The 25,633-nt window shown below is 37.9% G+C and carries 14 protein-coding genes; 8 read left to right on the plus strand and 6 right to left on the minus strand.

Translation table 11 applies throughout. From position 1 onward, the window contains the following. Positions 1-13: 13 nt before the first annotated feature. The gene (locus tag CLOAM_RS07215; RefSeq protein ID WP_015425238.1) at positions 14-4,093 is read right to left on the minus strand and encodes a PEP/pyruvate-binding domain-containing protein; all 4,080 of its coding nucleotides are present in this window, start codon (positions 4,091-4,093) and stop codon (positions 14-16) included. Positions 4,094-4,489: 396 nt separating this feature from the next. Next, positions 4,490-4,993: a GNAT family N-acetyltransferase gene (locus tag CLOAM_RS07220; RefSeq protein WP_015425240.1), complete on the minus strand. Its 504-nt coding sequence runs from the start codon at positions 4,991-4,993 to the stop codon at positions 4,490-4,492. A 2,031-nt stretch (positions 4,994-7,024) separates the two neighbouring features. On the opposite strand from CLOAM_RS07220, the gene dnaN reads away from it, so the two are divergent. The 7 genes from dnaN to mtaB all read left to right on the plus strand — a co-directional run bounded on the left by dnaN (position 7,025) and on the right by mtaB (position 15,379). Beyond that, a complete protein-coding gene (dnaN, locus tag CLOAM_RS07225; RefSeq protein ID WP_015425241.1) occupies positions 7,025-8,194 on the plus strand; it encodes a DNA polymerase III subunit beta in 1,170 nt (389 codons plus the stop codon). A gap of 4 nt (positions 8,195-8,198) precedes the next feature. After that, positions 8,199-9,275 carry a DNA replication/repair protein RecF gene (gene recF, locus CLOAM_RS07230; RefSeq protein WP_015425242.1) on the plus strand — a complete coding sequence of 359 codons (1,077 nt, stop codon included), beginning with the start codon at positions 8,199-8,201 and terminating at the stop codon, positions 9,273-9,275. Beyond that, positions 9,272-10,504 carry an MFS transporter gene (locus CLOAM_RS07235; RefSeq protein ID WP_015425243.1) on the plus strand — a complete coding sequence of 411 codons (1,233 nt, stop codon included), beginning with the start codon at positions 9,272-9,274 and terminating at the stop codon, positions 10,502-10,504. The genes recF and CLOAM_RS07235 overlap by 4 nt, the downstream gene beginning before the upstream one ends. A gap of 177 nt (positions 10,505-10,681) precedes the next feature. Next, positions 10,682-11,740 carry a polyamine ABC transporter substrate-binding protein gene (locus CLOAM_RS07240; RefSeq protein ID WP_015425244.1) on the plus strand — a complete coding sequence of 353 codons (1,059 nt, stop codon included), beginning with the start codon at positions 10,682-10,684 and terminating at the stop codon, positions 11,738-11,740. Positions 11,741-11,763: 23 nt separating this feature from the next. Continuing rightward, complete coding sequence (gene aspS, locus CLOAM_RS07245; protein ID WP_015425245.1) at positions 11,764-13,545, plus strand: aspartate--tRNA ligase; 1,782 nt, start codon at positions 11,764-11,766, stop codon at positions 13,543-13,545. Further along, positions 13,512-14,114 carry a formyltransferase family protein gene (locus CLOAM_RS07250; protein ID WP_044279056.1) on the plus strand — a complete coding sequence of 201 codons (603 nt, stop codon included), beginning with the start codon at positions 13,512-13,514 and terminating at the stop codon, positions 14,112-14,114. The genes aspS and CLOAM_RS07250 overlap by 34 nt, the downstream gene beginning before the upstream one ends. Further along, the gene (mtaB, locus tag CLOAM_RS07255; protein WP_015425247.1) at positions 14,111-15,379 is read left to right on the plus strand and encodes a tRNA (N(6)-L-threonylcarbamoyladenosine(37)-C(2))-methylthiotransferase MtaB; all 1,269 of its coding nucleotides are present in this window, start codon (positions 14,111-14,113) and stop codon (positions 15,377-15,379) included. The genes CLOAM_RS07250 and mtaB overlap by 4 nt, the downstream gene beginning before the upstream one ends. A 122-nt stretch (positions 15,380-15,501) precedes the next feature. Here the strand turns inward: mtaB and CLOAM_RS07260 are convergent, their stop codons facing one another. Genes CLOAM_RS07260 through CLOAM_RS07275 form a run of 4 tightly spaced genes read right to left on the minus strand, consistent with a single transcriptional unit; the run spans position 15,502 to position 24,397 of the window. After that, positions 15,502-16,281 (minus strand): ABC transporter permease, encoded by a 780-nt coding sequence (locus tag CLOAM_RS07260; protein ID WP_015425248.1) that lies wholly within the window; start codon positions 16,279-16,281, stop codon positions 15,502-15,504. Further along, positions 16,278-17,198 carry a UDP-N-acetylmuramate dehydrogenase gene (gene murB / locus CLOAM_RS07265; protein WP_052293591.1) on the minus strand — a complete coding sequence of 307 codons (921 nt, stop codon included), beginning with the start codon at positions 17,196-17,198 and terminating at the stop codon, positions 16,278-16,280. Before murB ends, CLOAM_RS07260 begins: the two co-directional genes overlap by 4 nt. 17 nt (positions 17,199-17,215) lie before the next feature. Continuing rightward, entirely contained in the window at positions 17,216-20,098 is a 2,883-nt protein-coding gene (locus CLOAM_RS07270; RefSeq protein ID WP_015425250.1) for a helicase C-terminal domain-containing protein, read from the minus strand. A 15-nt stretch (positions 20,099-20,113) separates the two neighbouring features. After that, positions 20,114-24,397 (minus strand): sigma-54-dependent Fis family transcriptional regulator, encoded by a 4,284-nt coding sequence (locus CLOAM_RS07275; RefSeq protein WP_044279058.1) that lies wholly within the window; start codon positions 24,395-24,397, stop codon positions 20,114-20,116. Between the two features lie 287 nt (positions 24,398-24,684). Between CLOAM_RS07275 and CLOAM_RS07280 the strand changes: the two genes are divergently transcribed. Then, positions 24,685-25,536, plus strand: a complete 852-nt coding sequence (locus CLOAM_RS07280) for a helix-turn-helix domain-containing protein (RefSeq protein WP_015425252.1) — start codon at positions 24,685-24,687, stop codon at positions 25,534-25,536. Positions 25,537-25,633 lie beyond the last annotated feature (97 nt).

Below are 25,633 nucleotides of genomic sequence, written 5' to 3' on the forward strand. Positions count from 1 at the left end.
ATCTTTTATTGTATTATAAACAATGCACACTAACGAGAGGATAATGCCCCAGATAAATAGCTCCACTGGTAGCATCCAGAGCTATTTTATCACCCGCTTTCAAATAGGTATTGCCTATTCTGCAATTGGAATCCGATTCCGAAACTACCAAATCCCGACAATTTACTACTCCGATTAAGCCCAAACGAGTAGCTGTAACCGCTGCATGAGAAGTTACTCCACCCCTTGAAGTTAACAATCCCTGGCAGGCAAAAAGAAGTTCCATATCGTCAGGAACGGTATCAGGACGCACTAAAATAAGAGCTTCACCCTTACCGGCAAATTTTTCAATATCTTCTTTGCCGAACACAATAATTCCGTTCACAGCGCCTTTTCCGATGCCAATGCCGTAAGCAAGTTTTTTTTGCTCTCCTTTTGTTGTCCCGAAGACCTTATAGTCCGGAGCTTTTTGAATAACCTGATCGCGAGTTTGTAAAATATATAACTGATCGGGAGAAGGGCCTTCAAAAGTAAATTCCATTTCCTGATGGGGATAATTTTTATCCTCAATAAGCTGTTTCACATAGCGCATCAAAGCATTGTAGATTGCGGGAAAGGTATTTTCCAGAGAACTGGAAACCGCTGTTTTGCTATGTAAACGCTGCATTTCGGAAATAGGTAAAGTATGCACTAAACCGGCTACAACATCTTCTCCCTGACTGCACAGCGTAAAATCGCCATTTAAACAAATTCCGCCTTCCTCATTAAAATCCGCATAAGTAAAAAGAACTCCGGTTCCGGATTCCAGAGATATATTTCCTAAAACCATTTTCTGAATAATAACTGCAGTTCCCCATTCATCAGCAATATGCAATTTTTGACGATATAATCGGGCTCTATCCGTATTCCAGCTATCCAGAACATTGGAAATTGCTTTATAAAGTTGCATAAAGGGTTGCTGTTCCAGTTCAATATTATGTTCAGCCAGCACTTTTTGATAGTCCTGCACCATTTCCTGCATCTGCTTATCTGAAAATTGGGTTTTCAGCTCAACATTATACTTTTTCTTATAGTTTAGCATAACGGCATCAAATTCATCGCGGTCAATTCCAAAAGCCATACCCCAGCTTTGAATTAACCGTCTGTAACAATCCCAGGCAGTCCACCCATAATTAGGACGACGGGAAAGTTTATATGTAACTTCATCAGTTAAGCCAATATTCAAAAAAGTGTTCATTGCTCCGGGCAAACTCATTGGAGCTCCTGAACGGACAGAAAGCAATAAAGGTCTTTCCGGATCGCCTAAAACAAGCCCCGTATTCTTTTCCAAAATGTTTAAATTCTGCAAAATTAAGTTATCCAATTCGTTAGATATATCGGGATGTGTATTAATAATATTCCGATGACGGAAAAGGTCTGTAGTAATCACAAAACCTGGAGGAACCGGAAATTCATATTGATACATCCGTTTCAGAAAATATGCTTTAGAACCCAAAAGCACCTGATTTTCTATGCGGGAATTCTTTTTATTTAAGTGGAAAAAGAGTTTATCGGGATCATAGCTCATTACTTTGAGAATATCTTCCGGCTTAAAAAGATTTTTCATCTCGGATAAGGATTCCAAGATTCGGGTGATAAAATTATCCAAGCCCTGCACCAGAAAGGATTTGGAAAGCAGATTACGATAAAATTCTTCGGCAAAAATTTCTATTTCCTTAGTTCCCCTACCTTTTTTCCCTTTCTCCTTTTCTGCTATTCGCATTCCAATTTGCCTCAATTGCCCTTCGTAAAATCTATAATAATATTCGTTTATAATTTCCACTACACTATCTTTCAGCAACTTGAAAATATCCAGATACTGGTCTATGGAAAGATTGCTGAGATATTGAGCTGATCTTAACATATTCAAAGCAGAACCGTAAGCATCACTTGTAACCAAAATCTGTTTCATTGCATAATCGTATAATTCCAATATCCGGATAATTCTTTTCAGGGTCTTGCCGGTAATATAGCTCAGGTTCAATTGTTGCACATTGCGTTCAAAAAGCCGTTTAACCACATTTTCTATTCTAAAAATCATTCCCATTGCTTCCAGTTTCGGTTCACGATACATACCATACATAGAAGGAATGCCGGCAGCAATGTGTCTTTTGTAATATATGTTTTCCCAGGCAATAGTAGGTTGTGGGTCTAAAATAACGCTGTTCATTTTGCCAATATAGGAAAGCAATTGCCTAATTGAACTGTCATAATCCTTTCTCATAAAGCTATTGGCAAGGCGATTATGTTCGTGAGCATCAAACCAACTGTAACGAGTTAGAAATTTTACAATATCATAAGGATCAAGATTATACTTGTCCTTCAGCAGAAAATGCGAGTAACATAGAAGTTTCAGTCGTTTTAAAGAAAAGTCCTCCGGCTCGTTTTCAAATAATTTACTAACCCTTTGCCATGAAAGAGAAAGCAGCTCTTCAGGAGTTAAGTTATACTTTTGTAAAAACTTATTAACCACTGCACTTTGCTTTTTTGTCATTTCATCCGGATGCATCACATAAATGAGAACATCTTCCGGAATCATATCCTGCAGTTCTCTATAATCCAAATTAGTCCAATACTGCAAAATTTTCTGAATTAAAAGGAGATGGGTGTTATTGCTTTCAGTATGTAACTGTTTGCGTAAAAAGTGCATTAAGAGGTCTTTTCTGTGTCCCAATTCATCCAGAGAGGTACTTATGTCCCTTATTTCACCTTCCGCTCCAATTTCATTGAAAAAGACGGGAAACATTTTCAGCAGGTGTTTGGTTTGCACTACCAGGGGCTTAAAATTGGAATTCAAAAAGGCGGAAACATCTTTCTGAAAGAGATCGGTATCGGAAATAAAAACCCCTTTTTGGCTTAAACTGATAATTAAATAGGCAAGCAGGTCTTTACACATAACGGGATCAATAGCAATAAGTTCCAGCAGCATTCTAAGATGTTTGATATGATTTTTATCCACTTCCATCTGCCAGTCCTTATCTATTTTAATCTTTCCGGGAGGGGTAAATTCCAGTTCCATAATTTTAGGGAGCAGATGTTGGCAGTGTTTCTTGTTTTTATGAGAAAGCACTGTTTTGCCAATAGTTAAAATACAATCCAAAACAATGGAAAGATGTGTTTCCTTAAATTCGTATAAGGTCTCAAAAATGGAATCCAACATCAAAGGGACTTCCTCTTCCTGCAAGTCCTTTTCCAAATCTGCCAATTGACGATTCAAATCCCAAAGCAGATGATTACGCAAGTCCTCCATTCCGGGTAAACCCAAAAGATAAAATATATATTGTATTCTCAAGGTTAAGGTGCTAAATTCACAAATCGCTTCTCGTTGGAGAACAGCTATATCGGAAAAAGAGGGAATATCTTTTAGGGATGCAAAATCCTGAATTTCTTCAAGTTGCTTAAGCCATTTTTGATAATATTTTTTGCCCAAGGTTGAGGAAAGCTGTTTTACATCCAAATTGCTTTCCGCTCCCATTTTTGCACACCAGCCCTCTATATCTGTTGTTTTCTGCCAAAATTCCAAGCCCTCTTTTAACAGGTCTTTCAGCATCCTGAAACAAATATCGTTGTCTTTATATACCTGCACCAGATTGCTTAAACATTTTCTGCAGGCACCATTTAAAGGAATAAATAGCTCCCTGCTCTTTTTTTGCCAGTTATCCAGTTCGTTTAGTAACTTGGCATAAACGCCTTCCGGAATGCCTTCCTTGTCGCATAAAGCCGAAATAAAATCCAGATATTCAATAATAATTCTCTTTTCCTGCATTGGCTTAGTGCATTTTTTTGCCGCCAGTAAATACAAATCCCCTATAACGGTTAAGGTTTTTTCCTTATCCGGCAATTGAACATAGAACCATAAATCACCTAAAATGCTTTGCCGAATTAGCGATGCTACTGCTTCCGGATTAGCATAAGGATGATACAGTTCTTCCAAAAAATTCCGGCAGCGTTGATTGATGCCAAAATTACCATCCGTTAAGGAAAGTAACCATTTTGCCTCATCATCAAGCACAATTTCGGCTACTTTAGTAACTGCCAGATTTTCTGCTAATGCCTTAGATTTCAGGGGTTCCAAAATCCAATCCTCATTTTTTGTTATTTTCTAAAATACTCTCTGTTTCTTTATAATTTTCGCTTGCTTTCTGTCAAGGAGTTTGTGGTCAGCAGCGAATCTTATATATTTTTTATATTTAAAATGCATAAATATTTCCCGTCTTTTTCCCTTTTACCTGTCCCATATTTATAGCGTTTAGCATTACAAATTATGCTATGCTGCAATAAATTAGCCTGCAATTGGTTAGACCTTCACCTTTTTTGCTGCTGGGCATTATTTCCTGCCAAGTTGAATCTTTTATGCTCCTTTAAACTTTCTTTAACGATTCCTTAGCGAAGTTAAGGCAGTGTTAAAGAATCGTTAAAGAAATGACCAAGCAACAGGTAGTTATAATATAAGATTATTGATGGGTTAAACTCACAATACCTCTTTATTCATTTCTATAATAAACGGATATTCCATTTCAATTTCATCCCTTAGAGGTATACCATCAATCCCAGTAAGCGGAATCTGGGGTTTCATTTGTCTCGAAATTTGCATTGCATTTATATGGATGGCGGCAAAAATAAAACCTCGTCGCTGATAAAAATGCATAGCAGATGTGTTATCATTCGTGGTGATCAACCAAATTCTTTTACAACCTTCTTTTTTAGCATGAGTTATCACTTCTTTCAGTAGCCCGGTGCCAACGCCCAGGTTTTCTTTTAAGCTTTGCAGAAGGATAATTTCGCATTCAGAATCGGCAATCCGGTAAAGCAACACTCCGATAATTCCGCTTGCATCCTCTGCCAGAAATCCTTCCAAGCTACTGATATGATAAAGTTTACCACGGGTAATTATACTTGTGGTATGCCAAGTTTTCTCTACTATACTACTGATGGCAGTATAATCTTCTGGCTCATTGCGACGTATAGAGAACAATTGAATCTCCCTGTATAGCTTATCTCTTAAGTGGGTAGTAACTGTATAAAGTATCCTCCCTTAATATCCTTTCCTATCAGATGCATATTATTGTCAACTATAATTGGAGGTATAATTGGGAAAGCTTTATTAGTATTCAGTTCTGAGTGGAAGATTTATTCAGGGTTTTGATTATTTCTACCTCTATTCTTGCTATAAGAATTGAACCAGATTTGATAAGTGAAAGTTTTAGCCCAGAGCTCGGTTTCATTATTCGGTTTTTCTTAAGATAAAGAATTCTTCTTCAATAAGGTTATGAAAGGACTCCACATCACTATTCCAGGTAGGTCTTCATAACGGTTGCATTCCCTCTACCTGTCTCAATAACACCCATTTATATATTTTTTTATCTTTTCTTTTACCAGTTTTTGCTTAATGCCATTTATAATCTCTGGTAGGGGGGTACTTATACCCTTTACTAGCCAAATCGTATTTAGTTTTTTTTACACTGAGTATGCGTTCTCAGTTATTTTTTCAAATCGGCGTTTTTACTGGCTTGCGATATCACGATTTTTTCAAAACATATCACGATTATTTCAAATAGTTTTCGTATGGCATTATATGGCTTGCGATTATGGCCGGCACTCTTTTTATTTTTCCAAGAAGAAGTTCCGGAGGGACGACAGGTTTTAACCCGGTGAAGAAGAACATCAGAGAGCCATTATCTCTTTTCCCGACAAGAAGTTCCGTAGGAACGACAGGTATTAACGACGGGTTTTAACCCGGCGTTATGAAGTTGGAAGATATCTTATTTCCTTTTTGCGAATAAGTTCCGTAGTAAATTGGAAGTTGTTAATGCATTTATTCTCAATTGCATTTTGGGGGTTAAGTAAAGTCCATTTTTTTCAGGGCATCTCAGCTTTTTCCCAGCTTGAATTGCTGAAGCATTGCTTACCCATTACGGATGGGATTAGCAATGGGTAAGCAATGAGTAAGCAATGCTATTAAGGAAGAAAATGGAATTATATTTAGTTAATAGGAGTTAGGAAAATTTAGGGGGAAGAAGAAAATATTATATCTGTAACTCCATATTTTATATAGTTTTATTATTCTTAAACTCTATAAAATAAGATAACTCCTATAGTGATGGCAGTTAGATAACGACGGGTTTTAACCCCGACGCATGTTCTATTTTAACTCACAATTTTCACCGGGGAGAAAGTTTTGACTCACAATTTTCACTTGCCCTCCAGGTACACACATCCCACAAACATCTTCATTTGCAACCGAGTTATAACTTGTTTACGAATTAAAAAATTGTGAGTTAAAACAAGAACCCTGCACACTGTCAACCGAACTACATTTGGTCTCCTCATTTCAAAATTGTGAGTTAAAACAAGAACCTGCACACTTACAACCGAGCTACAGCATTCCGTCAAATTCCACGGTCACGGAAAAAATATATATTCAGCCGCTCCAGAAATGTGGGGTAGGAATTGTTCAGAATTGGTGACTTCGGGGAATACTTTCGTTTTAACTCTAAACCGAGCTTCAGCTGTGAAAGTAGAAGGCAACAAACAAAATTTCCTGTTACCTCAGAATATAGTTGCAAACATAAAAGGGTCGGTTTAGAGTCAAAACTCCCCCCTCTACTTGTTTTGACTCACAATTTTCACTTGCCCTCCAGGTACACACATCCCACAAACATCTTCATTTGCAACCAAGTTATAACTTGTTTACGAATTAAAAAATTGTGAGTTAAAACAAGAACCTGCACACTGTCAACCGAACTACATTTGGTCTCCTCATTTCAAAATTGTGAGTTAAAACAAGAATCAAAAAATCTCAACCCTCTCAACTTTCTAAACCTTCTCAACCTTCTCAACCATTTATAATTCTCAATTATTTTCTCTTTGTTTAAACAATCCCTTTTCGGTGTTCTCAGTGTTTTCGGTGTTCTCGGTGTAAAATCCCCTTTCTTCAAAAAAGTGATTGACTAAATAACACAGTAAATTTTTCTGGAAAAAAGTAAATTATTCCAGTGAGGTTATTATGAGATTAGCGATTGAAAAGAAAGACCTTCTTGCCCGCATTCAACATCTGGTATCCATTGTGCCTACAAAAAACACATCTCCGATATTGAACAACTACCTTATTGAGGTCTCCGAAGAAAACAATAAAGTCCGAATCAGCACTACCGATTTGGAACTTATGGTTGTTGTAGAGTTTCCTGCAGCTGTTTCTGAAGGTGGAACAGTTGCTGTTTCTGCTCATCATTTTAATGAAATTATTAATTATATGCCCGATGGGGTTATCAATCTTTGGCGTAATGACGATCTGCTGATGATTCAATGTGGCAAAGTTGATTTTAATCTGTTAATTGCTGATCACACTCTTTTTCCTGTTATTCCCGAGCCGAAACTGAATAATCCCATAACTATTGATGCAGAGTTATTTAGCAGGATGATTTCCAAAACCTATTTTGCCGTTTCCACGGATGTAAACCGTCCTGTTCTCAATGGTGTTTGCTGGAAGATTTATCCTGATCATCATATAATGGCAGCAACTGATGGACGCAAAGTAGCAGAAATAAAAATTCTGAATTCGTCCCTTTTATCTTCTTTGGAACCGAATGATAACCCGGAAATGAATATTTTTACAGAACAGAATCAATATTATGTGGAAAAAGTGATTCCAGTAAAGACCCTTCTGTTTCTGCAAAAAATATTCAATGATGAAGTGAAGGAATTGAAAGTAGGTTTGGAACATAACCGGATTCTGTTTTTGTATGGAGAATATTTTATTTCCTCTCAGGTTTTGGAACACAAATTTCCCGATTACCAAAAAGCATTTCCTGCCGAACTGCCCAATAAATTTGTTATTGATAGACAAGCCCTCATTACTGCTATAAAAAGAGTAGCTCTGGTGGCTCCAGATGACAATTTACGCATTCATTTTGATTTGGATAGTGATCGTTTTGAAGTGAATACCAGTAATAGAGATACCGGTGAAGCTAAAGAAAATATGGATGACTTTACTTTTGCTGGCTCTTCTACAGGAATTTCATTCAACTATAAATATATGCTTTCCATCCTGGAAGCTATAGATACGGAAAAAGTTGTCATCAAATTGGGAACTTCCAAAGACGCGATGATGATTTACAATGAAACACCCCTTCCCGATCAGGAAATAACCTTCCTGCTGATGCCTTTGCGTTCATAAAAATTTGAACCTGGCTAAAATTGAACTTGAGAATTTCCGCAGCTATCGCCAAAATGAGTTTGATTTCAACCCTCAGGGGTGTTTGATAATTGGTCCTAATGGCTGTGGAAAAACCAATCTCCTGGAGGCAATTGCCTATTGCAGTATAGGTAAATCCATTCGTTTTCACCACGATGAAGAACTGCTCAATTTTGGAGGGCAGTTTTTCCGTGTTCAGAGTTTATTTATCAGTGACCAGCAAACCCCGAAGAAGGTCTCTTTAAGTTATGCAGATCAGCATAAACTTTTAAAGATTGACGAATTGCCTATCCGCCAATTAAGTTCACTTTTTGAAGTGGTAAAAGTTATTTATTGTGCTCCAGAAGACCATTTATTGATAAGTGGTTCACCGCGTTTTCGCCGACAATATTTTGACCTAGCAATTTCTCAGCTTTATCCTCCTTACATCAATGTCCTAAGGCATTTTTTGCATATCGTTCAGCAGAGAAATGCAATGCTGAAAAGAAACTATTCCCGGGCAGAAATTACCAGCTGGAATTTATCTTTTGCCTCTTCTTTAGCGGAGGTCTGGAATTATCGGAATCGCTATTTAAAGCAGGTTAATACCGCTTTTCAGGAGACCTTCAAAGATATTTTTCCTGCTTCCACTGCCATTTCTCTGGCTTATATACCTTCTTTAAAATTGCCTTTGGAGAGTTCTCCAGAAGAAATTATAAAACACCTGGCAACTATTGAAGAAAGAGAAAAATTACTGCAACGCTCTTTAGTCGGAGCTCATTTGGATGATTACGAATTTAAGCTTAAGGGTCGTAAAATGCTTACCTATGCTTCTCAAGGGCAAAAACGCATAGCAGTTATTATTCTTAAGCTCATTCAAGCACGCCTAATTGAAAAAGTTACCGGCATAAAACCTATTATGCTTTTTGACGATATTTTTGCCGAGTTGGATACTTTTCATTCTCAACAAATAAGAAATTGCATCAATAACCGTTATCAGGTTTTTATTGCCAGTCCCAAAGAAGATCTCTGTAATATCTGGCAGGGCTATCAAATTCAGAAGTTGGAAGGAATGGACAAATGAAATTCAACCGTAATATTATCGGCTGGATGCTCTATGATTTTGCCAATTCTGCCTTTACAACTATAATTGTTACAGTCGTTTACAGCGTTTATTTTATCAATAATGTAGTCGGCGGACCTGCCGGTTATGGAGAAATGCTTTGGGGAAGAGCAATCGGAATTTCTATGACCCTGGTTGCTATTTCAGCACCTATTTTTGGAGCTGTAGCAGATTATTCCCGTGCCAAAAAACGGATGCTTTTCATTAATTGCTATATAACCGTAATTTTTACGGCTCTGCTTTATTTTGTTAAGCCAGGTGATGTTTTTATAGGAATGTTGTTTTTCATTATTGCCAATTTCGGTTTCAATAGTGCTAATGTATTTTACGATGCTTTTTTGCCCGAAATTTGCCAGCCGGAAGATATCGGTAAGGTTTCCGGTTTTGGCTGGTCTTTAGGATATGTAGGTGGTTTAGTTTCCCTGCTTGTAGCTTTAGTTTTGGTAAAAATCAATGTGCGTTTGGTTTTTCCTGCTGTGGCATTGCACCTGTTTTTATTTTCCCTGTTCACTTTTTTCTGGTTGAAAGAATTCCGTCGTCCCTCTCAAAGAAGTAACTATTATCGGATTGCCTGGCAAAGAGTTACTTATTCCCTAAAGAACATTGCCAAGTTACCCCAACTGCTGAAATATATTATCAGCTATTTTATTTATAACGACGGCATTACTACAGTGATTGTTTTTGCTTCCATTTATGGAGCGGAAAGGTTTGGGATGACAACTCCGCAGATGATAACCTATTTCATTCTGGCACAATTTACTTCCATTTTGGGAGCAGCATTTTTCGGTTGGCTTACGGATAAATGGAATGTAAAAAATTCCTTGAGTATATCCCTTATAATTTGGATTGGCGTTGTAATCTGGGCATTTTTTTGCAGCAGTGCCAGTGAATATTATTTTGTCGGTCTGGTTGCTGGTTTGGCAATTGGTAGTAGTCAGGCAAATAGTAGAACTATGCTTTCTCTTTTAACTCCGAGGGATAGACAGGCAGAATTTTTCGGATTTTATACCTTGACAGGACGCTTATCTTCTATTATTGGTCCAATTTTATATGGATGGATAGCACATCAGACAGGGGATATTCGTTATTCCGTTTTGTCCTTGATTTTTTTCTTTGTGATTGGCTGGATTTTATTGCAGAGTGTGCAGTTACAGGAAGGGATTGAACAAGCGAAAGTAAATGAAGAATGAAGTGGAAGATAAAAAAATAGAACGCAGATAACTGGAGCGACTTGATTAGCAGGATTTTACATAATGGTAATTAAAAAACTAAAATCTGTGTTAATCAGCTAAAATCCGTTAAATCCGTGTGCTAATCTTTTATCTGTGTTATCTGTGTAATCTGTGAGAGAAAAAAAGGAGAGAAAGATGAAAAGAGGAAATATCATAGTCCTAATAATGGTCATAGTTCTGCTGTTTTTTTGCGGTTCCTGCAGTAAAAATAAGCCGGTTCTGTATATCTTCAACTGGAGTGATTATATTGATCCCGACCTCATCAAGGAATTTGAACAGCAGAATAAATGCACTATCAAATATAGCACTTACGATTCCAACGAAAATATGCTCACCAAAATTATGAGTTCCCGCGAAGCATTTGATCTTGTTTTCCCCAGTGGTGATCATGTAACTATTATGTGTGATGCGGGTTTACTGGAACCGTTGGATTTAACCAAAATTCCAAATTACCGCAATCTGGATAACAATCTTTTGCTGAAAGCCACCAGTTTTGACCCTGGCAATAAATATTCCCTACCCTATTTTTGGGGTTTAACCGGAATTATTTATAATCAGCGTTATGTTCCTGAAAGCGTTGTTAAATCTCAAAGCTGGAATATCTTAGCCGATAATTTTTTCACCGGTAAAAACAAAGTTACGATGCTGGATGATGCACGCGAAGTTGTTGGTGCCGCATTAATCTACAATGGCTACGATCTTAATGATACAAGTGCTGAAGCATTAGCGGCTGCAGAAAAAACGCTTGCCGAATGGGATAAAAATATTACGCAGTTTGATTCTGATAGCTATAAAAACGAAGTTCCCGATGGAACAACATGGCTGGCTCAGGCATATAACGGAGATGCTTTACAGGTTATGGAAAACAATCCCGATATTAAATTCTTTCTCCCCGTGGAAGGCACCAGCTTATGGATGGATAATATCGTTATGCTTAAGTCCTCTAAAAATAAAGAACTTGCCTATAAATTCATTGATTTTCTCCTAAATGCGGAAATCGGTAAACGCAATACGGAATATTGCCGCTATGCCACTCCCAATAAGGCGGCAAACAATTTGTTACCTGATACAATTAAAAATAATGCACTTATCTATCCAAGCGAGGAATATCTCCAAAAATGCTATATGATTAATGCCCTTGGCGAAAATGTGAAGAAAATAGATAAGCTCTTTGAGGCAATCAAATTAAACTGATAAAGCGAGAAAAAGAAAACACAATGCTTGATAACCTGGGAAATTTAACCCGCACTCATTATTGCGGAAATTTGAATACGGAGCACATTGGACAAGAAGTAACCGTTATGGGTTGGGTGAATAAACGCCGCGACCTGGGTGGTTTAATTTTTATTGACTTGCGTGATGTTAAAGGTATTCTGCAAGTTGTTATCCGTCCCGAAAAACCGGAGATTTTTGCCAAAGCGGAAAAAGTTCGTAATGAATATGTAATTGCTGTCCGCGGAAAAATTTGTGCACGCACCGAACCCAACATTAATCCCAATCTTCCCACCGGTAAAATTGAACTGGAAGCGGAGGAATTTTATATTTTAAATGATGCACAACCCCTTCCTGTTCAATTTAGTGAAGTCGCTATGGCGGAAGAGGATTTGCGGCTTACTTATCGCTATTTGGATTTGCGTCGTCCCAAACTGCAAAAAATAATTATCACCAGGCACCGCATAATGCAAATTATACGGGAATTTCTCAATAATGAGGGTTTTTATGAAATTGAAACTCCCATCCTGATGAAAAGCACTCCTGAAGGAGCAAGGGATTATCTTGTTCCCAGTAGAATGCAACCGGGAAAATTTTATGCCTTACCGCAATCCCCTCAAATGTTTAAACAGCTCTTAATGATTGCCGGCTTGGATAGATACTATCAAATCGCCAGATGCTTCCGAGATGAGGATTTAAGAGCAGATAGACAGCCCGAATTTACGCAATTGGATATAGAGCTGAGTTTCGTTTCTCAAGCGCAAATCTTTGATCTTATAGAACGCCTTTTTGCCAAACTTTTTCAGGAGGTCTTGGGATATAATTTAAGCGTTCCTTTTCCTGTTATTCCTTATGCAGAAGCAATGGAGAATTATGGCTGTGATAAACCCGATATTCGTTTTGAAATGAAGTTATTTGACATTTCTAACATAGTGAAAAATAGTGGTTTTAATGTCTTTTCTGCCGCCCTGAAAAACGGAGGAGTAGTTAAAGCAATCGCCATTCCTAAAGCAGCTGATTTCAGCAGAAAGCAACAGGATGAACTGGTAGAACTTGCTAAGCACTTGGGAGGTAAAGGAATTGCCTTTGCCAAAGTAACGGAAAACGGTTTGGAAGGTGGCATCAGTAAATTCCTTAGCCCTGAAGAAGCAGAGGCAATTATTCAAGCTACCCAAGCTCAAAAAAATGACCTTCTTGCCTTTGCCGCAGATAATTATGAAATGGTAAGCAAGGTTTTAGCAGGAATTCGTAATTTCTTGGCTCCCCAATTAAATCTCATTCCCGAAAACAGTTTTGCCTTTTGCTGGATAACGGATTTTCCCCTCTTTACTAAAAATCTGGAAACAGGTAAATGGGAACCAGCTCATCATATGTTTACCTTACCCAAAGAAGAACATATTCCCTATCTGGATATTCCCGAAAAAATCGGTGAAATTATTGGACAACTTTATGACCTTGTCTGCAATGGAGTTGAACTTTCCAGCGGCAGTATCAGGTGTCATCGTTATGACATCCAAAAGAAAATATTTGATATTCTTGGTTTTAGTGAAGAAGAACTGCAGAAGCGTTTCGGGTTCTTTCTGGAAGCACTAAAATATGGAACTCCACCACACGGAGGAATAGCTCCTGGTTTGGATAGATTAGTTATGATTATGACGGGAGCTGAATCCATCCGAGATGTTATTGCCTTTCCTAAAACATTGAAGGCAACGGATTTAATGAGCCAGGCACCTTCTGAAGTAGATGAACAGCAATGGAAAGACCTGCATCTGCAACCCATAAAATAGCTGTTTTTTGCAGCGGATTAAGTCGGGGCTCAAATTTGTGTGCATTGCATAACTATTTTACACAGAATAAGTTACCCATTGAAGTCGCTTTGGTCATTTTCACCCGCAAAGATGCACCTGCAGTTCAATTGGCTGAAGAAAAAGGATTGAATTACCACATTATTTCTACCCGCAATATGCAACTTTTTGAACAACAGGCAATAAACCTTTGCCAACAACATAACATAGAACTGATTGCCTTAGCGGGTTTTTTAAAACAGCTCTCGGAGAATTTTATTGCGGATGTTCAAGTCCCCATTTTAAACATCCATCCTGCCTTATTGCCCCAATATGGAGGCAAAGGTATGTATGGAATGGCTGTGCATAAAGCGGTTTTTGCTTCCTGTGACAAATTTTCCGGAGTTACTATTCATCTTGTTAATTCCCAATATGATAAGGGAAAAATTGTAGCTCAACAAAAAGTGGATATCAGTTCCTGTAAAAGTCCGGAAGAAATTGCCGAAAAAGTGCTGGAAATTGAACACAAACTTTATGCACCTGCCATCTGTCAATTTTTGTTAAAGTCGTGATTCGCATCGCTATTGCTACCCTTGGTTGCAAAGCCAATCAAGCCGAGTCCTCCATAATTTTAGACCAGTTCAACGACTTTAAGTTAGTTCCCTGGCAGGAAGAAGCGGATATCTATATCATCAATACCTGCACTGTAACGAACCGAACCGACTATAAAAGCCGCTATTTAATCCGTCAGGCATTATCTCAAAAAACGCAAAACCCCTTTGCCAAAATTGTCGTAACTGGCTGCTTTGCTCAACGCTATCCGGAAGAAATTGCCAAAATGGGCAATGTTGACTGGATTATAGATAATCAGCAGAAACTGAATATTGCGGATATCCTTGCCGGTGGCAACTACGAATTTATGGATATTATGCAGGCAAAGGAATTTGTCTATAAGCCAACTGCTAAAATGTATAACCGCACACGCGCCTTTCAAATTATTCAAGACGGCTGCGATTTTAACTGTGCTTATTGTGCAGTCCCTTATGGAAGGGGCAGAAGCAGGTCGGCAACTTTGGAACAAGTTATTCAGCAAGCCAAGTTATTTGTGGAAAACGGTTATAAGGAAATTGTGCTATCAGGAATTAACTTAGGACTATACAAAGATGGAAATAACGATTTAACCGATGTTTTGCTCCGCTTAAACGAATTGCAGGGCTTGGAATTGATTCGCCTTAGCTCCGTTGAACCGCAATTGTTTAATGATAAACTAATTAACACTCTTCCCTTAATTCCCAAGCTTTGCTCGCATTATCATATACCGTTGCAATGTGGTGCTGATTCTGGGCTAAAAAGGATGAGACGCCACTATACCTCCACCACAATTAACCAACTAATAGTTAAGATTTGTGAACGCATTCCCTATCCGGCAATCGGAATGGATGTAATAACCGGTTTCCCTGGTGAAACGGAAGAAGAACATAACCAGACCTGTGAATTTTTGCGCTCTTTACCCCTGGCTTATCTACATATTTTCACTTTTTCTAAAAGAAAAGGAACCCCTGCTTTTGATTTTCCTAACCAAATCTCTAAAACCATTAAAAACCGCAGAGCCAATGAACTCAGCCAAATTTCCCGCGAACTGACTTCCGCCTATACTAAATCCCTAATGGAAAATAATATCCCGTTACGCGGAATTGTGGAAAAAAACACCGCTGGCTACTGCGAATTTTTGAGCGATCACTATGTCCGCGTCCGCTTTTCCGGAAACTTCCAACCCGGCGATTTTGTCCAAGTTCCAAGCCAAGAAGCACAAATAAAAATGAAAAATGAAGAATGACTAAGAGAATTCAGATAACCGGATCGACTGGCTCAGCTGTATTTCAATATAAGAATAATTATAAATAAAAAAATCTGCGGTATCGGCGAAATCTGCGTGCACTTATTTTTATCTGTGAGAGGTTATTTTTTTTCTGGTTCCAGATATTCATCAATAGGATGATATTTCCATTTCAGCAAAATCCTATCCAGCAAAGCCACGATTCCGAACAGCGCTAAACTGACAGCCACGAAAACAATAATCACGGCAAAAATATGAGCTGTCTGATGCACGTTTGTAGCTCTGGTCATATAAATTCCCAAACCGGAAGTTCCTCCTAACCATTCACCTATCACAGCTCCCATCACGCTATAAGTTGCAGATAGTTTTAGTCCCGTAAAGAAATTGGGTAAAGCAGAAGGTATTTTTAATAATCTAAATATCTTATAGGGTGTTGCTCCCATTGAAGTTAAAAGGCGAATCTGGTCTATGGACACACTCCTGAAACCGTCATAAAGTCCTAAAGCAATCGGAAAAAAGCACATCAGCACTACGGCAAAGATTTTAGCGCTGATGCCATAGCCAAACCAAATTATAAGTAAAGGCGCTACAGCTATAATAGGAACTGTTTGGGAAATAATCAGATAAGGATAGATAATTTGTTTGATAAGGCGAGATAAATTCATAGCAATAGCCGTTATAGAGCCCAGAACAATACTGATTAAAAGTCCGCTGATTGCCTCTATCAAAGTTGGCTTTAAGTGATGCCAAATCAAACCTGGATAGTTAATAAAAACCTGAATCACCTGTTGCGGCGAAGGAACTACCCAAAAAGCGATAACTCCTTTAGTGCTGATAAATTGCCAGAGCAAAACCAGAACCACAAAAAAAAGCAAAGGCAAAATTATTTGCCGGCTTTTCATATTTCTCCCAAAATACGAATTTCCGTTTGCAGATGAACACCATAGCGTTCATAAACAACTTTTTGAATATGCTGAATAAGCTGAAAAACATCTTTAGCAGTAGCAGAACCAAGATTAACAATAAAACCGCAATGCTTTTCCGAAATAGCTGCATCACCAATCCGAAAGCCCTTCAATCCGCATTCCTCAATTAATTTTCCGGTAAAAAAACCTTCCGGTCGTTTAAAAACGCTGCCGGCACTGGGTAAATCCATTGGTTGTTTATCCTGTCGTTTTTGTTGTAATTCCTGCATTCGCTGGCGGATATTTTCCGGTTTATCTTTTTTCAGAATAAACAGAGAGGAAAGATGAATTAAGCCCAAATCTTGAAAGACGCTATGCCGATAGGAAAAATTATGTTCTGACGCCTTCAGGTAGAAAACAGGGTTTGGAGAACTGAGCTTTTCTTGGGTAGGCAAAATAGCTCTACTGCTGTAAAGTACATCTTTGATCTCGTTTCCGTAGGCACCGGCATTCATAAAAACAGCTCCTCCTACAGAGCCCGGAATTCCACTGGCAAATTCCAATCCGCTTAATCCATTCTCACAGGCAAAATTACCTAAGTCCTTAAGGGTAACTCCACAGAAAGCAGATAAATAATGCTTACCTAAAGTGATTTTATCAAAACGCTCCGTGCTGATAACTATGCCCTTTACTCCCTTATCTGAAATGAGCAAATTAGAGCCCTTCCCTAAAATAAAATAAGGAATATTATGCCCAAGGCAAAACTTTAAGAGAGTAACTAATTGTTTTTGGGTATAAGGAGTGCAAAAAACCTCAGCGGGACCCCCTATGTTAAAACTGCAATGTTCTTTTAAGGGAACTTCTATATGCACAATGCCCTCATCAATTAGTTGAGGGTATTCCTTCCGTAACAAAAGAAAAGTATCCATACTCAAATATTGGCAGGTAAGGGATTAAAAAATTTACCGATTTCAGAAATGAGATGTTGTTCGTCTTTCAATTCAATACAGCGTCCTGGTAGTATTTGTTTAAAGTAAATGCCATATTTCTTTTTGGAAACACGGGAATCCATAATAAGAACTACTCCCCGGTCTGTTTTACTGCGGATTAAGCGTCCAAAACCTTGTCTTAAACGTAATAAAGCATTGGGCAACATCAGATGCATAAAGGAATCCTTATTTTCCCGTTCCAGTTTATCTATAAGTGCCTCTACCAATGGCTCGGAAGGCACTTGAAAAGGAATTTTGTATAAAATCAATAGAGAAAGTGAATCCCCTTGAATATCCACCCCTTCCCAAAAAGAAGAAGTTCCCAATAACACGGCATTTTTACTCTTCTTGAATTCATCCAGAAGGGAATTTCTGCTTACACCCTTACCCTGAGCAAAAAATGGACGATTGAGATGAAAAAGGGTATCGCTAAGATGATCGTAAACAGCATCCAAGTCCTTATAGGAAGTAAAAAGTGCCATCGTTCCTACATTCGTAGTAGTCAATATTTGTTCCAAACAACCCAATGCCTGACTTTGGAAGAATTTATCCTTATACTCAGGAAGAAAACTGCCAATTAACAATAAGGACTGCTTATCATAATCAAAAGGTGATTCAACAATACTCTGCCTAACATTCTTTTCCGTAACCAAACTCAAGCCCGATTGATTGAGGAAAAACTTGAAGGAACCCCTGATAGATAAAGTAGCAGAAGTGAAAATAATACAGGGGATATTTTGATAAAGCAAACGGTTAAGATGTTCTCCAACTTCCACAGGTGCATAACAAAAAGTGCTGATAGGAACATTGCGTTCCGAATTAGGATCGTTTTCAATCCATAAAGCATAATTATCCAAATCGGGATTAAGAAGTTGTAAAATTATCTCTTCCGTTTCCATATAGCGGGATAAATAACCCTTCAAATTATCTTTCAGAACATCCAAATCCTTCACTTGATTGCTGTTTAAAGTGCTGAAAACATTATCCAGGGCAGTAAGGTCTTTCATAATATCCTTGAAAGCAAGAGATAATTCCTTCAGAAGGGTATAGATATCTTCAAAAGCATTGATGTCCTTTATCCGCAATTTATTATAGCTTTTTGCTTCAACACAATGGTCTTCCGCTAAACTGAAAAGCTTTGTTATCACCTGCCTCTGACTGTCAATTTCCCCTGTCAGTTTGGTGCAAAGGGTTTCTATATGCGTCTTTTGGTCAGTAGTTAACATACTTTTCTGCAGTGTCTGAATAATTTGGGAAAGAAAGCCCCCGGAATATTTCCTGGAAGTATAAACAAGCTGATTAAATAAGCTGTTGAGGTCAACATAACTTAAAGTAAAACCCAGATTTTTGGAAGCAGCGGACATCAGATTATGCGCTTCATCAATTACCAGATATTGATATTCACCTAAAGTGGAATTATCCATTTGAGCATCTGCCAGAAGCAAGGAATGATTGGCAACTACAATAGATGCCGTCTCTATATTCTTGCGCAATTTCATTACATAACAGCTTTGGAACAAGGGACACTTTCTGCCTCCGCACAAGTAGCGATCGGAACATATCTTATGCCATAAAACACCAAAGCGGTTTTTATCAAAAGAAGAATTTTCGGAAACATCCCCTGTATTCGTATGTTCTTTCCAAACAAGAAGATTCAGTAGACCATACGCATCGTAAGAAGTTATGCCTCTGGTTTGTTCCTGTAAAAGTTCCTGCCACCTTCTTTCGCAGATATAATTTTCCCTACCTTTAACTAATACGGCTTGGAAAGGCAGGGGCAATATTTTTTTCAGTTGCGGTAAATCCTTGAAGAAAAGCTGTTCCTGCAGATTTTTAGTATTGGTAGAAACAATTACTTTGCTCTTATTCCGGTTACTGAAATCAATTGCCGGAACCAGATAAGCAAAGGATTTTCCTACTCCCGTTCCTGCTTCTACCACCAAAAAATCCTGTTTGCTAAAAGCATCGGCAACCTCTTCTGCCATAGTCATTTGTCCGGAACGAAATTCAAAATTGGGAAATTTGGAGGCAAAAATTCCATCTTCAGCAAAGACCTCAGGAATGCTTTTTATGGAACCTGCAGCAATATGCTCAATAACATTGTTCAGTTCATTGACTACAGGAACCGTTTTTTTACCGGAAAGAGCTGATGAACGCTGTTGTCTCACAATCCATTTGATATATTCATACAATCCGCTTTTCAGATTTGCCTGCATTGCTAAATCCATTAACCGGGCATTAAGCATATAGCCATAATGATTTAAAATATAATTGGTTAAGGCATTAAAGAGCTTTCCTGTTGCCAGGGCATCTGCATCTGCCTGATGAGCATTCATTAGTTCAATTCCGAAAAAAGAAACCAGGGTACTTAATTTATGGTCAGTTGTAAAAGGTAAATAAATACGCCCTATTTCTGCTGTATCCCAATGCATATTGCTGATCGGGAAACCCCCATTATCCACGATAAATTGATTGAGAAAGTTAAAATCAAATCCAATATTATGTCCCACCAAAATGCTATCGCCAATAAAATTACAAAAATCCTTCAGTACCTCTTTTATAGGAGGTGCCGTTTTTAGTTCCTGAGGCGAAATATGAGTTAAATGCTCAATAAACTTGGGCACTTTCCCTTTGGGCTTAACCAAACTGACAAACTGATTAACAACTTCTTCACCTTTAAAGCGCATACCAGCTATCTGAATAATTTCATCCCATTCCGAATTTAAGCCGGTGGTTTCAATATCTATAGCTACAAATTCCAATTGCTCCAAAGGCAGGTTGTTAAAATTCTCCGTGTTTTTTACTTCGTTGTTTATACTTTCCACATTTTATCCTATTCGTTAATCCTCTTCGCGGTAAAGATTATAACGCTGCATCTTTTTAATTAAGCCCTGACGCGAAAGCCCCAATTCTTTAGCTGCCTGGGTTTGATTCCACTGAAATTTTTCCAGGGATTGAGAAATCAATTTGCGTTCCAGTTCTTCTATGGCATCCTTTAAGTTTTTCTTTCCCGAAAGCATAGCGATTGTTTTGCTGTATTCAATATGACGGTAAACTTCTTCACTAAAATCACTGGGCTTAATGAAAGTATTGGGTTCAGCCAAAGTTACCGCTCTTTCAATTTCATTTTCCAGCTGACGGACATTTCCAGGCCAGTCATATTGTTCCAAAACCTTCATTGCTTCAGCTGTAAATCCCATAACATTTTTATTCATTCGTTTATTGTATTTATCCAGAAAGTGTATTGCCAAAAGAGGAATATCACCCGTTCTGTTTTTCAGCGGCGGAACATCAATTCTGATAACATTTAAACGGTAATAGAGGTCTAAACGGAATTCCCCGCTTTTAACTCTTTCCATTAAAGGCGTATTGGTAGCACAAACAACTCGCACATCAACCTTTTCCGTTTTTGTAGCTCCAACTCTTTTAATTTCTCCTTCCTGCAAAAAACGCAGCAATTTGGACTGTGTGGACTGGCTGATATCGGAAATTTCATCCAGAAAGAAAGTTCCACCATCAGCTATTTCAAATAAACCCTTTTTATCATAAGCAGCACCTGTAAAAGAACCCTTTACATGACCAAAAAGTTCGCTTTCCAGTAAGGTCTCGGGCAAGGCACCGCAATATTGAGCTACAAATGCCTTATTTCTTCTGTTACTGCTATAGTGTAATGCCCTGGCTATCAATTCTTTACCTGTTCCGCTGGGACCTTCTAAAAGCACTGTAGTAGGAGTATCTTTCACCTTTTCAATAATCTCAAAAATCTTCATCATCTCCGGGCTTTTACCTATTATATTGGAATAGATATTATTGGAGCTAAGCTGTTCGCGGATAATATTATGGCTTTTTTCCAGATTGGCACTGAGGATGTTTTCTATAATTACGATAATTTGATTGGAAAGAGCGGAAAGCAAATTGATAATCCTTTCGGAAAAATATTTGGAACCGCTTTTACAAAAGAGCAAAACGACTCCCATAGTATTTTTACGAATGGAAAGAGGCAGAGCTAAAATATTATTATAACTGGGAGCAAAATGCGGCTGTTTAATGTTTTCCAGCTTATTATTCTGATACACTTCATAACAAATATTCTGAAATTGGTCGTGATACTTATCTTCAGGAGAAAAATTATGATAAATTCTATATTCCCAGGCATCCGGCAAACTCGGATTAGGATGCAGTAAAAGCATTCCGCCATCGGCATTGGCAATTTCCACTAAACTGGAAAGGGATTGTTCTATCAGCACATCCAAATCGGTTATCGTATTCAGGTTTTGGGTAATTTCATAGAACTGGTTCAGCAGGTTTTCTTCAAATTTTACTTCTTCCATTTGCGAAGAATATTCACGGGATATTTTTTGCATCAGGATGTCATTTTGTTCCAGTAATTTAATAGAGCCGTATCTTTCAATTATTTTGCGGTTATTTTTCAAAATTTCCATTGCCTGTTCCCATTCTTCCATATCCAAAAGCACACCGGCAAGTTCATAATTGGCTAAAGAAAGTTCATAGTTACTACCTGCTTCTACAAAATGTTTAATTGCCTCATTCAGATAATTCTTTGCGGATTCCAAATTTTTCCTTTCCAGCAAAGCACGCAGATATAAAGAACGCCCTATTTCAAAAGGCAGATTTTGTTCAATAGCCAGTTTTTGAGCTTCCGCCAGATAATAATCGGCACTTTCAATATTGCGGGTTAGGATAAAGTAATATGCCTGTTTCAGATAACCCTCAATAATTTTATCCCGGGCAGCAATGTTTTTAAAGAAATCCAAGCTTTCAACCAGATAACGATAGGCATCCTTAAATTTATGCAGCTTAGTAAAAACACTTCCCAGATTGCCATACAATTCTGCCTTAATATAATCATCCGAAACGGCAGGAAGCAATTCCAGACCTTTAATATAAAGATCATAAGCCAGGTTCAGTTCATCCTGTTTTTCATAAACCTCGCCCAAGTTATTAAAACTGCGCAATAGACCTTCGTTAAAACCGCTTTCCTGAGAAAGTTTAATGGCTTTTTCATAGTAAGAAATGGATTCTGCCCAGTCACCTTTCTTGAAATATAAACCGCCCAGATTATTTAAGGTGGCAATCGTATTACGCTGAAAACCAAATTCATTAGCCATATCCAGCGACTTTTTTAAGGCATCTTCAGCCCTGTCATAGTCACCGTGGTCCATTAGCGTAACACCTATATTATTATAGATATTAGTGATATTATAGGGTTCAGCCAGAAGTTTCTGTATTTTAAGTGCCTCTTCCAGGTAATAAAGTGATTTTGCCGGATCACCTTTATCATCCATTAAACCGCCTAAGTTATTATAACATACCGAAATGCCATTCAGGTTAAAATATTGTTTTTCCAGCGCCAAACTTTTCAGAAAATAGGTCTCGCTCTTTTCCCAAAAACCCTGACACATATACAAAACACCCAAATTGTTATAGATAGCAGCTAAACCGCTGTGATCTTTGGCAAGAGAATAAAGCGTTTCAGCTTCGTTGAAGACCTCTTCCGCCTGTTCCCATTCATTTATGTAATAGTGTATTTTCCCGCGTATTTTTTTGGCTTCGGCTTGAACGCTGTGTCTTTGTTGCTGATTAGTTATGCTGTTTGAAGAGTGGCTGGCAATATCCAAAGTGTTGAATGCCTCATTAAATGCCTCACTTTCCGTTTGAATATCAGCTTTTAACAGGAGAATTTTTACTTTCCAATAGGGGTCTATCGTAGCCGGAGAATACTGTTTGATAATTTCCAAAGCAAAAGCGGATGAATTTACGGCATAGAGATCACTAGCAAGTTTATAAACGATTTGCTCTGCAGGAATATTGTTTTCCGTAGAAATATGCAATGCCTGACGAAAATGATCTATCGCTTTGTCTTTCTGATTTAGCGCTGAATATGCTTCAGCAATTCTTTGCGTGCTGGCTAATTTGTCCGCGGGACTTTTGGTATGCGCCAAAACATATTCTTCTAACCTTAACACACTTGCGGAATCGTTGATCTGATATAGCTCGGAAGTTACTTTACCAAAGAGAGCGGAATTGTATTTTTTATTTAACATCTGCAGAGAAACCAAAATCTGGGGATGCTTTTTCTCCTTTTGCAAATATTCCATCAGCTGATTCAATAAAGTGCCTTTGAACTCCTTCAAATTGTTATTCAGCCATTCCGAAAATGCCTTCTTCTTTTGAATGGACAATCCCTTTTCCGGTTTGGAAATCAAATTCAAATTATATAAAGTAACCAAATCCGTCTTTATATTTTTGGGATTGCCCAAAGCTTTGGCTAAGGCACTGGCATCAAATCCATCCAATACATACATCGCAGTTAGAATTTCTTTCTGTGAGGAACTAAGGGTTTCCAGCGTTTCATAATAAATCTGTTCAGCATCAAAGGTCTTTTCCAGATAAGGTCCCAAATTAAACTTCCCCTTTGGCTTTTGGCTCTTCATCTCCTTCAAGACCTTTTCTATGATCATCAGGTTGCCGGAAGTTATTTTCTGAAATATTTCGCTTTCACTGCTACCTGTAAAATCCGTCTCCGGAAAGGTTAATTGTAAAAGCCACTGACATTCCTCCACTCCTAATGTGGGTATATTGTCCAATTCCGCAAAGGGAAATAAACGCGTTTGCGTAAAAACTACTATCTGAATTCCCGTATCCGGTAAATATTGAACCAGATATTGTAAATAATCACGGGTATAATTATCATAAATATCACAATCATCAATCACCAGCAGAAATGGCTGAAACAGTTCCATCTCGTTTAAACGCTCCGTAATATAAAAGAAAAAATCGTATTTATTTACGGAACCTATATTTTCACGAAATTCCCGATAATAACCATACAGGTCTTCTTCCGTTACCTCTGTAATCACCTGCATAAGCTCTGAAAAATGATTTAACATAAGGGGATGAGGGGAAAAATATATCCGCTTCGCATATATATCTTCCACACTTTCCATTAAGGGCTGAACAAAATGACTTTTACCAGAACCCGATTTGCCTACTATTTCAATTAGATGACTCTTTGCACTGTCACTTAAGTAACCCATTGCCTTGGAAAGCGCTATCTTGTTTGTTATATATGCATCCAGCTGTTGGGTTATGTTCTCTGCCATTTTTTTTTCACCCCTCTTGGAATTTTGTTTACAGTGCACCTGTAAATAGTGTTTACAACCTGTCAAGTAAAAAATCACCATAAATTAAAAAAATGGCTAGTAAAGGGTATAAGTACCCCCCTACCAGAGATTATAAATGGCACTAAGCAAAAACTGGTAAAAGAAAAAATAAAAAAATATATAAATGGGTGTTATTGAGACAGGTAGAGGGAATGCAACCGTTATGAATACCTATATTAAAAAAAAATGGTTGCCATCTCGACAGTATATCGGGATATGCAACCGTTATGAATACCTATATGGAAAACAAAAAAATTATTGGTAGTCAGGATGTCAAGACTTATCGTCTGCAGATGGTTCAAGATGCGCTAAAATATGGAATTAAACCCTGCGCTCGCCAGTATCAGACAACGGTTAAAACAGTACGTAAATGGGTAAAGCGATACCAACAATATAAGGAGGATGGTTTGAATGATCTTTCCCGTAAAAAAACACACTGTCTAATCAAGATTGATAAAGAAACAGAACTGCAGATTATTAAATGTCGCAAAGATCACCCAGGTTGGGGTGCGAGAAGAATCAAAGAAGTCCTGGAACTCAACTTCTCGCATGTCTCTATCCATAGAGTAATCAAAGATGCTGGTCTGATTTTGCCGAAAAGAAAAAAATATAAGAAACGCAAAGATATGCAGGAAGTCCGAAAACAAAAGAAAGTATTTAGCCGGCTCCAAATAGATATAAAATATCTAACCGATATTCCTGAATTCGAAATCTGGAGATGGGAACATCATTTCCCTCTATATCTTATCTCTGCCAGGGACTATAAAACCGGTGCTATCTATCTTGCTTATAGCTACGAAAAATCATCTACGGCTACAGCTCTGTTTATCAACTACTTGCTCTCTTCTCTTCAAAACTATGGCATAAATCCTCAAACTATTATTATCCAAACTGATAATGGAAAAGAATTCATTAATCCTACTGACCGAAAAGTAACTTTATTTGAAAAAATAGTAAAGGAAAAATATCAGGAAACTCATTTTCTTATCCCCTACCGAAGACCTACCTGGAATAGTGATGTGGAGTCCTTTCATAACATTATTGAAGAAGAATTCTTTATCTTAAGAAAAACCGAATAATGAAACCGAGCTCTTGGCTAAAACTTTCGCCTACCAAATCTGGTTCAATTCTTATAGAAATAATAGAGGTAGAAATAATCAAAACCCTGAACAAATC

It is taken from the genome of Candidatus Cloacimonas acidaminovorans str. Evry, assembly GCF_000146065.2.
Lineage (GTDB): Bacteria > Cloacimonadota > Cloacimonadia > Cloacimonadales > Cloacimonadaceae > Cloacimonas > Cloacimonas acidaminivorans.